12 protein-coding genes are annotated in these 12,450 nt (G+C 72.1%); 3 read left to right on the top strand and 9 right to left on the bottom strand.

Translation table 11 applies throughout. The features are described from left to right. Positions 1 to 39: 39 nt before the first annotated feature. Together BR98_RS25155 and BR98_RS25150 are read left to right on the top strand one after the other, a co-directional pair. Positions 40 to 495 carry a hypothetical protein gene (locus BR98_RS25155; RefSeq protein ID WP_035847736.1) on the top strand — a complete coding sequence of 152 codons (456 nt, stop codon included), beginning with the start codon at positions 40 to 42 and terminating at the stop codon, positions 493 to 495. Between the two features lie 146 nt (positions 496 to 641). Continuing rightward, entirely contained in the window at positions 642 to 1,379 is a 738-nt protein-coding gene (locus tag BR98_RS25150; protein WP_035847734.1) for a nucleotidyltransferase family protein, read from the top strand. 131 nt (positions 1,380 to 1,510) lie between these two features. Here the strand turns inward: BR98_RS25150 and BR98_RS42110 are convergent, their stop codons facing one another. The 7 genes from BR98_RS42110 to BR98_RS25115 all read right to left on the bottom strand — a co-directional run bounded on the left by BR98_RS42110 (position 1,511) and on the right by BR98_RS25115 (position 9,037). Next, positions 1,511 to 3,223, bottom strand: coding sequence for a DoxX family protein (locus BR98_RS42110; RefSeq protein ID WP_083977623.1), 1,713 nt, complete (start codon positions 3,221 to 3,223; stop codon positions 1,511 to 1,513). Between the two features lie 352 nt (positions 3,224 to 3,575). Next, a complete protein-coding gene (gene rlmB / locus BR98_RS25140) occupies positions 3,576 to 4,568 on the bottom strand; it encodes a 23S rRNA (guanosine(2251)-2'-O)-methyltransferase RlmB (RefSeq protein ID WP_035847732.1) in 993 nt (330 codons plus the stop codon). A gap of 97 nt (positions 4,569 to 4,665) precedes the next feature. Further along, entirely contained in the window at positions 4,666 to 6,060 is a 1,395-nt protein-coding gene (gene cysS, locus BR98_RS25135; RefSeq protein ID WP_035847730.1) for a cysteine--tRNA ligase, read from the bottom strand. Positions 6,061 to 6,281: 221 nt separating this feature from the next. Further along, positions 6,282 to 6,674, bottom strand: a complete 393-nt coding sequence (locus BR98_RS25130; RefSeq protein WP_035847728.1) for a PPOX class F420-dependent oxidoreductase — start codon at positions 6,672 to 6,674, stop codon at positions 6,282 to 6,284. A 182-nt stretch (positions 6,675 to 6,856) separates the two neighbouring features. Beyond that, complete coding sequence (ispF, locus tag BR98_RS25125; RefSeq protein WP_407639492.1) at positions 6,857 to 7,330, bottom strand: 2-C-methyl-D-erythritol 2,4-cyclodiphosphate synthase; 474 nt, start codon at positions 7,328 to 7,330, stop codon at positions 6,857 to 6,859. Between the two features lie 55 nt (positions 7,331 to 7,385). Continuing rightward, positions 7,386 to 8,120 (bottom strand): 2-C-methyl-D-erythritol 4-phosphate cytidylyltransferase, encoded by a 735-nt coding sequence (ispD, locus tag BR98_RS25120; protein ID WP_232247535.1) that lies wholly within the window; start codon positions 8,118 to 8,120, stop codon positions 7,386 to 7,388. Between the two features lie 434 nt (positions 8,121 to 8,554). Next, complete coding sequence (locus tag BR98_RS25115) at positions 8,555 to 9,037, bottom strand: CarD family transcriptional regulator (protein ID WP_030244332.1); 483 nt, start codon at positions 9,035 to 9,037, stop codon at positions 8,555 to 8,557. A 399-nt stretch (positions 9,038 to 9,436) separates the two neighbouring features. Here BR98_RS25115 and BR98_RS25110 point away from each other — a divergent pair, with 399 nt between their 5' ends. Beyond that, positions 9,437 to 10,117: a hypothetical protein gene (locus BR98_RS25110; RefSeq protein ID WP_035847722.1), complete on the top strand. Its 681-nt coding sequence runs from the start codon at positions 9,437 to 9,439 to the stop codon at positions 10,115 to 10,117. 105 nt (positions 10,118 to 10,222) lie between these two features. Here BR98_RS25110 and BR98_RS25105 read toward each other — a convergent pair whose 3' ends face one another. Further along, positions 10,223 to 10,918: a response regulator transcription factor gene (locus BR98_RS25105; RefSeq protein WP_035847719.1), complete on the bottom strand. Its 696-nt coding sequence runs from the start codon at positions 10,916 to 10,918 to the stop codon at positions 10,223 to 10,225. Next, on the bottom strand, positions 10,915 to 12,198 hold the full coding sequence (locus BR98_RS25100; RefSeq protein ID WP_035847717.1) for a sensor histidine kinase: 1,284 nt from the start codon (positions 12,196 to 12,198) through the stop codon (positions 10,915 to 10,917). Before BR98_RS25100 ends, BR98_RS25105 begins: the two co-directional genes overlap by 4 nt. Between the last annotated feature and the right edge of the window lie 252 nt (positions 12,199 to 12,450).

Genomic DNA, 12,450 nt, shown 5'->3' with positions numbered 1-12,450 from the left:
GGTGTCCGCGCACCCTCACGCGGCGCTAACCTCACAGGCGTGAAGCAGCTCGTTCGCCGCATCGGCCAGACCATCGCCCTCACCCTGCCCGTGATCCTGGTGACCACCGGCACCCTCGCCGTGACCCGGGTCGCCTGGGCCCCGCCCGTCGGGGACGACCAGCAGGTGGTCGCCGCCGCGAGCGGCGCCGGACCAGGCATCGGCAGGACCGCATCCACCGGCAGCTCAACTGCCGCCCAGCATCCGGGCCTGGCCCCGCAGGACGCGCTGCGCGCGGACCTGATGGAGGAGCTGCGCAGCCGCGGCGCCGGGTCGGCGCTGGACCTGCTGGAGCGCACCATGCGCGAGCAGCCCTCGCTGACCCCGTACTGCAGCACGCTGGCCAAGGAGTTGGGCCAGGCCGCGCTGAAGAAGTACCAGGGCGACGCGCAGCGAGCCCGGTCCTTCGCCCGCCCGGTCTGCGACGGATCGTTCGCCGCAGGCATCGCGGGCTGATCACCAGGGGCATCGCGGGCCGTTCGCCGTCGGCATCGCAGGCTGATCCGGCTCCCGGGGCCGAAGTAGGACCGAACTAGCCCCGGGGCGGTGCGAGCCCCGCCGAGGTACGCCGTCAGCCGGTCGTACGGGCCTATCCTGCCCCCATGACTGGCTACGAGCGCTCTAGTACTCCTCCCGTCACGCAGGCCGTGATCCTGGCCGGCGGACAGGGCTCCCGGCTGCGTCCCTACACCGATGACCGCCCCAAGCCGCTGGTCGAGATCCCCGGCACGGGTACGCCGATCGTCGGACACCAACTCGCCTGGCTGGCAGCCGAAGGCGTGACAGACGTGGTGATCTCCTGCGGCCATCTGGCCGAAGTGCTGCAGGACTGGCTGGACCAGGCCGATCTTCCGCTCCGGGTGAGCACCGTGGTGGAGGTCGAACCGCTGGGCCGCGGCGGCGGGTTGAAGTACGCGGCGAAGGCCCTGCCGCGCCCGGCCGAGCCCTGGTACGCGACCAATGGCGACATCTGGACGCGGTTCAGCCTGCGCGAGATGGCCGCCTTCCACCACGAGCGGGACGCGCTGGCCACGCTCGCGCTGGCCCGGCCGCGGATCCCCTGGGGCGCGGTGGAGACCGACCAGTTCGGCAACGTGCTGGACTTCATCGAGGCGCCGCCCTCGCCCTTCCTGATCAACGCGGGCCTGTACGTCTTCGCCCCCGGCTTCACCGAGCTGCTGCCCGACGTCGGCGACCATGAGCGCACCACTTTCCCGCAGCTCGCCCGGGCCAAGCGGCTGGCGGGCTACCAGCTCCCGCAGGGCGTCTACTGGCGGGCCATCGACACGGCCAAGGACCTCACCGAGGCGGCCAAGGAGCTCGCCTCCTGGGCGGGCTGAACCGGCCGCCCCCTCGGAGCAGCCCACCGCTCATGCCTGTGGGTGGCTGTCCGCTCATCCGGGGACAGCCACCCACAGTGCCGGCGAACCGACGTACCAACGCGCCGCCGTACCAACGCGCCGATTAGGCGTCAGACGACCGCCCCCGACGGCCGGTGACCCCCCAACGGCATGCCCAGCGACGGGAGTTGCACGGCGGCCGGCGGACCGCTGCCCAGCACCCCGCCGATCAGCCCGCTGCTGGGGCTCGGCTTGGGCGCCCGGTTGCCCGATCCGGCGGGCGAGCTGCCCGGGGCCGAGCCGGATCCGGCCGACGTGCTGGCCGACCCGGTCGGCGTGCCCGCATTCGAACTGCCGCTCTGGCCGGAGGAGCCGCCGGTCGTGTCGGTGGCTCCACTGCGGGTGGAGGAGGACGGGTGCGGCTTCGGACTCTTGGCCGCCGCCGAGGGTGAGGGCGGGGCGGATGGCGAGGCCGATCCGCTGGCGGACGGCGTGGTGGCCGGCGCGGAGGCACCGGGTGTGCGCGGCGCTCCCGGGCTGGAGGTGGCCGGCCAGACCGGCGTGCCGTAGTCGGTGGACGGCTGGGGCCCACCGGGCTGCGGACGGCCGCCGGTGCGCACCGCGGCGCCCAGCGTCGAGCCGGTGAGCAGGGTCAGGCCGATCACCACGGTGGCCACCACGGTGCCGCGCCGCAGCACCCGGCGACGCACCGCCTTCGGTGCCTGCGGCCCGTACCGGCGCCAGGCCTCCAGGGCGAGACGGCCGTCCAGCGAGGCGAACGGCGCACCGGCCATCAGCAGCGGGCTCCACGCCGCCAGGAAGATCAGGTCGGGCGTGTCGTAGACCGGCACGGACCGCCAGCTGACGGTGAAGAGCAGCACCGCGTAGAGCGCCATCGAGGCCCCGGCGGCCAGCCGCTGCCAGAGGCCGAAGAGCGTGAGCACGCCGACCACGACCTCGGTGAAGGCCACCCCGAGACCCGCGCCGACCGGGTGCTCCATGGCGAAGTCCAGCAGCGGCTGGGCCACCTTCCACGGGTGCAGCGAGGCCAGCCAGCGCATCATCGAGCCGCGGTTGCCGCCGTCGAAGTACACCGGGTCGCAGAGCTTGCTGAACCCGGCGTAGACGGAGAGCGAGCCGAGCAGCAGACGCAGCGGGAGCAGGACCAGACCGAGGTCGACCCGCCGCCCCGGGTACCAGGCGTGCCGGCTCGACTCGCCGGCCAGCGCGGCCGCCGCGGAGTGCTCGGGCAGCTCACCGCTCGGCTTCCAGCCGGGGCGCACGGGTCGCACCCGGGACTCGGGACGGTCGGCGTTCGAGCCGGAGCCCGAACCGGGACCGCCGAGGGAGCCACCGCTGCCGGAGCCGCCGTGCGGCTGGCGCGGCACCGCCGCGCCGCGCCCGTACCGGCCCGGGCCGCCGTAGCCGTACCCGCCGCCGGAGGGCGGCGAGTCCCAGCCGGGCAACTCCATGGGCTGGGTCGCCTCCGGGTCGGCCAGGCCGACCGAGGACTGGCCGACGGAGGGCTGGCCGACCGAGCCCCCCACCGAGGAGCCGCCGCCGACGGTGGCGCCCGCCGGGCTCGGCACGGTGTTCAGCCGCACCGCGTCCAGCAGCTGCGTGGCCGCCAGGTCGCCGGGCGCCGCCTGGCCGCTCCAGGTCACCGCGGTGACCCTGCCCTTGCGCCGGGCCGCGCCGCTCGACGTCCCGGCGGCGCTCCGGCCACCGCTGTCCGCGAGGCCGGCCCGGACCAGCCCGGGCCGCCCGCCGTAGCTGAACGCCGAGTACGGCCGACCGAAGGAGTCCGCGTACGGCGCGGCCGTCAACGGCGGAGCATCGATCATCGGCGGGACCGGGGCCGCCAGCCTGACCCGGAAACTGACCTGGGTACTGCTGAGCCGGGCCGGATCGCTCGGCACCTTGACGGTGCTGAGGCCGGGCTCGGCCTCTATTCCTGCCGCTCCGCCCTGCCTTGGGCGCCGAGGTGTTCTGGTGTCCACACCCCTCTAACCGGGTGACACCCGCTTAGGACACTCTCCCGGGTGCAACTCCCGGGCGTGGCTGACGGTTGCGGTCACTCTCGCGCGGGATAGTGATCGTTCGGGTCAAAGCCGACCAATAGCCGGCCGAAACCGAGCAACTGTCAGCGCCGCCACCGGGAGAGTGCTTGGACCGTCCGGCAATTGCCTACCGGTCTCAGCCCTTGGCCCGCATCCGGGCCGCCTCGTACAGCACGATGCCGGAGGCCACACCGGCGTTCAGCGACTCGGTCTGACCCGGCATCGGAATCCGCACCCGGATGTCGCAGGTCTCCGAGACCAGCCGGGACAGCCCCTTGCCCTCACTGCCGGCCACGATCACCACGGGGCCGGTCAGCGCCTCCAGGTCCCCGATCTCGGCCTCGCCGTCCGCGGCCAGGCCCACCACCAGAAGTCCGGCCTTCTGGTAGGCCTCCAGCGCCCTGGTCAGGTTGGTGGCCCGGGCCACCTGCAGCCGGGCCGCGGCGCCCGAGGAGGTCTTCCAGGCGCCGGCGGTCATCCCGGCGGCCCGCCGCTCGGGGATCACCACGCCGTGCGCGCCGAAGGCGGCGGCCGAACGGACCACGGCGCCCAGGTTGCGCGAGTCGGTGACCCCGTCCAGCGCCATGATCAGCGCGTCCTGGCCCAGGTCCGCGGCGACCTCCAGCAGGTCCTCGGGGTGCGCGTACTCGTACGGCGGGACCTGGAGCACCAGGCCCTGGTGGTTGAGGCCGCCGGTCATCTGGTCCAGCTGCGGGCGCGGCGCCTCCATCAGCGGGATGCCGCGGTCGTTGGCGGCCTGGAACGCCTCGCGGACCCGGTCGTCGGTGTCGATGAACTGCATCACGTACAGCGCGGTGGCGGGGACCCCGCCCTGCAGTGCCTCGACCACCGAGTTGCGGCCGACCACCAGCTCGGCGCTGCCCGCGCCGCCGCGTCCGCCCCGGCCGCCACCGCCGGAGCGGCGCATCCCGGCGCGCGCCTTGGCGTCGCGCTCGCGCTTGAGCGCGGCGTTGGCGGCGCGCTGCTTGGGGTGTCCCTTGCGGGCCTCGCCGGGCGGGGTCGGGCCCTTGCCCTGGAGTGCCTTCCGGCTGTGACCGCCGGTACCGACACTCGCACCCTTCTTCGATCCGGGGTTGCGTCGGTTCCTGCGGGCGCTGTTGCCGGCCATGGCTGTACTTCCTGTCTCTTCTTCAGTCTGCGTCAATGCCGCTGGGCCGTACTCGTGGAGAGTACGGCCCAGCAGCGCCCCTCGCGCCAGCGCGGGGCTACTGGTTGCTGAGCGTCCAGCGCGGGCCGGACGGAGTGTCCTCGATCGCCAACCCGGCCAGGCCGAGCTGGTCGCGGATGGCGTCCGCGGTGGCGAAGTCCTTGCGGGCCCGGGCCGCCTGGCGCTGGTCCAGGACCAGCCGCACCAGCGAGTCGACGACCCCGTGGAGGTCCTCGCCGCGCTCGCCGCCGGTCCACTGCGGGTCGAGCGGGTCGAGCCCCAGTACTCCGAGCATCGCACGGACCTCGGCGAGACGCGCCACCGCGTTCTCCTTGTCGTCCGCCGTGAGGGCGCTGTTGCCCTGGCGGACGGCGGTGTGCACGACGGCCAGCGCCTGCGGCACACCGAGGTCGTCGTCCATCGCCTCGACGAAGGCCGGCGGCACCTCGGGCGCCGGGTCCACCGGTCCGCAACGCTCGATCACCCGCTGGATGAACCCCTCGATCCGACCGAAGCCGGCCTCGGCCTCGCGGATCGCCTCCTCGCTGTACTCGATCATCGAGCGGTAGTGCGGGGCGGCGAGGTAGTAGCGCAGCACGATCGGGCGCCAGCGCTGGACCATCTCGGAGATCAGCACCGAGTTGCCGAGCGACTTGCTCATCTTCTCGCCGCTCATGGTGACCCAGGCGTTGTGCACCCAGAAGTTGGCGAAGTCGTCGCCGAACGCCTTGGACTGGGCGATCTCGTTCTCGTGGTGCGGGAAGATCAGGTCCAGCCCGCCGCCGTGGATGTCGAAGGCCTTGCCCAGGTACTTGTGCACCATCGCGGAGCACTCCAGGTGCCAGCCCGGGCGTCCCTGGCCCCACGGGGTGGTCCAGCTCGGCTCGCCCTCCTTCGCCGCCTTCCACATGGCGAAGTCACGCGGGTCGCGCTTGCCGGTCTCGCCCTCGCCCTCGGGCTGCTTGAGGTTCTCCAACTTCTGGTTGGAGAGCTGCAGGTAGTCCGGGAAGGACCGGACGTCGAAGTAGACGTTGCCGTCGGCCGCGTACGCGTGGCCCTTGGCGATCAACGCCTGCATCATGTCGATCATCTCGGGGATGTGCCCGGTGGCGCGGGGCTCGACGGTCGGCGGCAGGCAGCCCAGCGCCTCGTAACCGTCGTTGAAGGCACGCTCGTTGGCATAGGCGATCTGCCACCAGGGCACGCCCAGCTCGTGTTCCTTCTTGATGACCTTGTCGTCGATGTCGGTGACGTTGCGCACGAACGTCACGTCGTAGCCGCGGTGGGCGAACCAGCGGCGCATGACGTCGAAGTTGAGGTTGGACCGGATGTGCCCGATGTGCGGGGCCCCCTGCACGGTCGCGCCGCACAGGTAGATCGAGACACAGCCCGGTACAAGCGGGACGAAGTCGCGTACCTGGCGGGTGCTGGTGTCGTACAGACGAAGGCTCACAGCGACCAGCGTAGTGGGAAGCAGGCAGTGCCCAGCGACGTTTGGGCCCCGGGGCCGCCAGGATTTTTGTCCCCGCAGCGCAGTTGCTGCGCCCGAAACACGGCGATGTGACGGCAGTAGAAGCCGGGGTTACCCACGGTGGCCAAATGGATGCCCCGGCTCCGCTCCTGCGCCCACCGCCCTGGCCCGGAGGGGGATCAGGGCCCAGGCCCGGACCGGGATCAGGGCCAGCCGGTCAACTTGCGCGGGTGGACCCGGACCACCACCCGCACGGCCTCGGGCGGCTCGATCCGATAGCCCTTGCCCAGGTACTTGTTGGACAGCTCGTCGATCAACTCCCGGCCGCCCTCGGTGGTCATCTCCGCCACCCCGCGCACCTCCACGTAGGTGTAGGGCTGGTCCACGGAGCTGAGCAGCAGGCTGACTCGCGGGTCCCGGACCAGGTTCAGGTACTTCTGCCGGCTCTGGAGCGTCGAGAAGAGGATGTCGTCGCCGTCCCGCCGGACCCAGACCAGTGAGGACTGCGGATCACCGTCCGGCCCGACGGTGGCCACGGTGGCGAAGGTCTTGGCATCCAGCAGTTCCTGGGCCTGTTCGGAGAGCGGGACGGACACGGGCGGACTCCCATCACGGTGGATCGCGCGCCGGAACGCATAGCCGGCGACTGTCTCGCGATGCCCGCTACCCCGACCGGCACGATCCCATACCTGCGTCCGGCTTCCCGCTGCTCCCGGCTCCCGATTCCCCAGTCACGCCGAGTCCCCAGTGGCACGGAGGAGCCCGTCGCGCCGAGTCCTCAGTCGCGCGGGTAGACCAGGGCCGTGGCCAGCCCCACCAGGCCCTCGCCCCGCCCGGTCATGCCCAGTCCGTCGGTGGTCGCCGCGGAGAGCGAGACCGGGGCGCCGGCCGCCGCCGAGAGGACCTTCTCCGCCTCCTCGCGCCTGCTCCCGATCCGCGGTTTGACGCCGATCACCTGGACCGCGATGTTGCCGATCTCGAACCCGGCCGCCCGCACGATCCGGGCCGCCTCGCCGAGCAGCGTGACCCCCGCGGCGCCGGCCCACTCGGGGCGCCCGGTGCCGAAATGGGTCCCGAGGTCGCCGAGCCCCGCCGCCGAGAAGATCGCGTTGCACGCGGCGTGCGCCGCCACGTCCCCGTCCGAGTGGCCCGCCAGCCCCTGCTCGTGGCCCTCCCAGTGCAGCCCGCCGACCCAGAGCGGCACGCCGTCCGCGAAGGCGTGCACGTCGGTGCCGATTCCGACCCGCGGCATGATCGGCACGTTGGCCCTCTCTTCAGTTGACAAGGAACGGGGAGTTGACGGTTGATCAGAAGCCATCGGAAGCCCTCCGGCGAGCCAGCACGGCCTCGGCGAGCACCAGGTCGAGCGGCCGGGTCACCTTGAACGCCTCCTCGTGGCCCGGCACCACGACCACCTGCCCGCCGTACCACTCGACCAGCCCGGCGTCGTCGGTCACCGCGGGCCCGCCGCCCTCGGCCGCCTCGGCCTCGGCCTTGGCGTGCACCTCGGCCAGCAGCTGCCGCTGGAAGCCCTGCGGGGTCTGCACGGCTCGCAGCGTGGACCGGTCCGGTGTGTCGAGCACCGGCTCGGGCTGCCCGGGCTCGCCGGGCATCACCCGCTTGACGGTGTCGGCCAGCGGTACGGCCGGCACCACCGCGGGCGCCCCGGCGCGGACGGCCGCCACCACCGCGTCGACCACCTCGACCGGGACCAGCGGCCGCGCGGCGTCATGGACCAGCACGATCTCGGTCTGTTCCGGGATCGCCGCCAGCCCGAGGCGGACCGACTCCTGCCTGGTCGCGCCGCCGGCCACCACTCGGACGTCCTGACCGGCCAGTCCGTGACTGTCCAGCAGGCCGACCACCTCGGCGATGCCCTGCGGCGGGGCGGCCACCACGACCAACCCGACTGCTCGACTTCGGGTCAGCGCCCGGACGGCGTGCACCAGCAGCGGTGCGCCGCCCAACTCGCGCAGCGCCTTGGGCGCGCCCGGCCCGAGCCGCTCGCCCCGCCCGGCGGCGGGGACCACGGCTGCTGCCACTACTCCTGTGGTGTTCAGGTTTCACTCCTTCGGCGAAGTGGGTATGGCCCAGGCGTACCCGTCAGACGGTGCACCGGACCCCTTCCACCCGGCGCCGCCTCTCGGGTACCGATGTGCCCGGTGTATGTGCGACCCCCACGCTACGAGCACCCGACGGCACCCGTCACTCGTGCTACCCCGTGAACCGCTCCTCGTGCTACCACGCTCGTGCTGGCACCCGGGTCCGATCCGGCGTCAGGCCCAGCCCTGCGTCAGGCCCGAGGTGCGGTCGGCACATCAGGCTCCACCCGCCCCCGGGCATGCCGCAGCGCCCGGAGTCGCTACCGCACCATCCAGGACCTCGGTCCTCAACGGTGCCGCAGCGCCGGGCGCTGTGCAGTGCTACAACACGCCTGAGCGGCAGGCAGAGCAGGCAAAGCGGCGAACCGCCGTCCCTACGAGGCGAGCACCTCGTCGAGCAGCGTCTCCGCCTTGTCCTCGTTGGTGTTCTCCGCCAGCGCCAGTTCGCTGACGAGGATCTGCCGGGCCTTGGCGAGCATCCGCTTCTCACCGGCCGACAGACCGCGCTCACGCTCACGCCGCCACAGGTCGCGGACGACCTCGGCGACCTTGATGACATCACCGGACGCGAGCTTCTCCAGGTTCGCCTTGTAGCGGCGAGACCAGTTGGTGGGCTCTTCGGTGTACGGCGCGCGCAGCACCTCGAAGACCCGGTCCAGACCCTCCTGGCCGACCACGTCGCGCACGCCGACGAACTCCGCGTTCTCCGCGGGGACGCGCAGCGTGAGGTCTCCCTGCTGAACCTTCAGCACCAGGTAGGTCTTGTCCACACCTTTGATCTGGCGAATTTCGATGGCCTCGATCAGTGCAGCCCCGTGATGGGGGTAGACCACCGTGTCGCCAACCTTGAACGTCATGTGACAGGACCCCTTCCGTGGCTTTCCAGAATAACACGCTTTTCCGTCCACTCGAAGGGCGTTTGCGCAGGTCAGGGCGGGTCTCGGGGCTTGACAAGGACCCCTGCGACGTGCTGCGGGCACCTCCTCGGACGGGCTTCTCGCAGGTCGGAGGCCCTTCCTGTGCTCATCGAAACGGGGCGCAACACCCTGGAAACCAGCATTCGATCTTGAACTCGACACCGGATATTCACCGTTTCCCGATCGTGATCTGATCTTCGGGTGGTTCCGGAACCTCTCCTACCGCCTCCGGCCGGACACTGCCCCCGCGACACGGGGCCACCCCGTGAGGGCCGGATAAGTGCGGTCGGTACTCTGGGCGCTGACAAACCGACACGCGATCTAGGAGATGCCGCCGCCGTGAGCCGCAGCCTTCGACGCGGTGGCACTGCCGCCATCGTTCTCGCCCTCGCAGCCGTCTCGCTGTCCGCCTGCTCGGCCGGCAACAGCCCAGAGACCCTGCAGATCAAGCCGGACAGCCCGGCCACCTCGATCGGCACCGACCTCAAGCTGAACGCCATCACCCTGGTCGTCGACCCGATGCAGTCCAGCGGCCAGCCCGGTCCGGCAAGCGTTTCCGTCAACATCAGCAACACCGGCTCCGCGCCGGAGACGCTGCAGACCGTCAGCGTCAGCGGCGGCAACGCGACCTTCCAGGACGCCAACGGCGCGGCGCTGCCCGGCGGCATCGTGATCCCGGCCGGCGGCGCGGTGCTGGTGGGCGGTCAGGGCAACCCCACCGCCCACCTGACCTCGGTGGCGCTGCCGCTCGGTGGCTTCGCCCCGACCACGTTCGCGTTCTCCAGCGCGGGCAAGGTCGACGCGCAGGCCCAGGTCACCTCGGCCAGCGGCATCTACGCCGGCTACGGCCCGGCGGGCGCCTCCGCGAGCGCCTCGGCCTCCGGCGCCTCCGCCGGCCCGAGCGCCTCGACCAGCGCCTCGGCGAGCAGCAGCGCGGCCGGCTCCGCCTCGCCGAGCAGCAGCACCTCGGGCGCGGCGTCCGGCAGCGCGAGCCCGAGCCCGAGCGCGTCGGCTCACTGACCTGCCCGTACCCGGGGGCGCGCACGCCCCCGGACATGACCGAGGGCCGCACCCCGATTCGGGGATGCGGCCCTCGGTCATGTCCGGGCTCAGGACCCGGGCGGTTTACGGCTCGAACTTGTAGCCCAGGCCGCGGACCGTCACCAGGTAGCGCGGCGCGCCCGGGTCCGGCTCGATCTTCGCCCGAAGCCGCTTGACGTGGACGTCGAGGGTCTTGGTGTCGCCGACGTAGTCCGCGCCCCAGACCCGGTCGATCAGCTGCATCCGGGTGAGCACCCGGCCGGCGTTGCGCAGCAGCATCTCCAGCAGGTCGAACTCCTTGAGCGGCAGGTCGACCTTGGCGCCGTCCACCGTCACCACGTGCCGGTCCACGTCCATCCGGACCGGACCCGCCTCCAGCGCGCCCGGGCCGCCGCCGTCGGTACCGGCGCCGCCGTCCTCGCCGCGACGGCGCAGCACCGCGCGGATCCGGGCCACCAGCTCGCGGGTGGAGTACGGCTTGGTGACGTAGTCGTCAGCGCCTATCTCCAGACCGACGACCTTGTCGATCTCACTGTCCTTGGCGGTCACCATGATCACGGGCACGTTGGAGCGCACCCGCAGCTGGCGGCAGACCTCGGTGCCGGGCAGCCCGGGCAGCATCAGGTCGAGCAGCACCAGGTCGGCGCCATTGCGTTCGAACTGCTCCAGCGCGTCCGGGCCGGTGGCGGCGACCGCCACCTCGAATCCCTCCTTGCGAAGCATGTACGACAGGGCGTCGCTGAACGACTCCTCGTCCTCGACCACCAGTACTCGGGTCACGATCGGGCCTCCGGGGCAGGAAGGGGGGATGTGGTTGCGGGTTCGATGGGCGCCGGTGCGGCCGGCGCCGGGTTCTGCCCGGCGGGCAGCCGGACGGTGAAGGTGGAGCCCTGGCCTTCGACGCTCCAGACCGAGACGGTGCCGCCGTGCGAGGCGGCCACGTGCTTGACGATGGACAGGCCCAGGCCGGTGCCGCCGGTGGCACGGGAACGGGCCGGGTCCACCCGGTAGAAGCGTTCGAAGATCCGCTCGCGGTCCTTCTCCGAGATGCCGATGCCCTGGTCGGTCACCGAGATCTCGATCAGCTCGCCGTCCGCCTCGCCGATCGCGGCGGCGCTGGCTATCCGGCGGGTGGCGATGGCCACCCTGGTCCGTGGCGGACTGTAGTTGACGGCGTTCTCGACCAGGTTGCCGAGCGCGGCGGCGAGCTGGCCGCGGTCGCCGTGGATGTGGAGGCCGGCGATGCCGCCGGCCGCGATGTGGATCTGCTTGGCCGCGGCCTGCTGGCGGCAGCGGTCCATCGCCTCGGCGATCAGCTCGTCCACCGGAACCGGCTCGGGGTCCATCAGCAGACGGTCGTCCTGCACCCGGGAGAGGTCGATGATCTCCTGGACCAGGCTGGCCAGCCGGGTGGCCTCGATCTGCATCCGGCCGGCGAAGCGCTGCACCGCCTCCGGGTCGTCGGACGCGTCGGCGACCGCCTCGGAGAGCAGCGACAGGGCCCCGACCGGGGTCTTGAGCTCATGGCTGACATTGGCCACGAAGTCGCGCCGGACCGCCTCGATCCGACGGCGCTCGGTGAGGTCCTCGACCAGCACCAGGACCAGCCGGGAGCCGAGCGGGGCGACCCGGACCGAGACCGAGAGCGGCTCGCCGGAGCGCGCCACGCCCGGACGCGGGACGTCCAGTTCGACCTGGCGGATCTCACCGTCGCGGCGGGTCGCCCGGGCAAGCGCGAGCATCGGCTCGACTGCCACGGCGCCACCGCGGACCAGGCCCATCGAGTAGGCGGCGGAGCTGGCCTTGACCACCTCGTCGCCGTCGCCGAGCACGATCGCACAGGAGCGCAGCACCGACAGCACGGTGTCCACGCCCGGCGGCAGGGCCGGTTCCTGAAGGGGAGAGTTCACCGCCGTCGTGCTGCCACTTCTTCTGCCGTTGCCGCTGTTGCCGCCCCGGGCCTGCTCTCGCTCGCTCCAGCGGAAGGCAATGGAGGCGGTGAGGCCGACACCGAGCCCGGCGATGGCGCAGGCAGCGGCGGCAGCCACATTCACGTCCATGCCGACCAGCGTAAGCGCATGGACCGGGCGCCTTGTAAGCGTCAGATCAAGGCATCGGCCGCGCGTTGCCGAGAATTCACCTTCAAGTAGCTGCCGGTTCACTGCGGCGGCCGTGGGTCGTCGCCCGGACGGCCCAGTCTGGCGAGTGCAGCCCGTGTGGGTCCGTGGCGCGCGTACGATGCGCGCCACCAGCAGCGGTCTGGCGCTTCGAAGAGCGGCGCGACGGCCGGTCGGCACCGCCACCGACACAGC

The sequence above is a fragment of the Kitasatospora azatica KCTC 9699 genome, from assembly GCF_000744785.1.
Classification (GTDB): Bacteria; Actinomycetota; Actinomycetes; order Streptomycetales; family Streptomycetaceae; genus Kitasatospora; species Kitasatospora azatica.
Note: the sequence above shows the minus strand (reverse complement) of the source record. Positions and strands in the feature narration are given on the sequence as shown.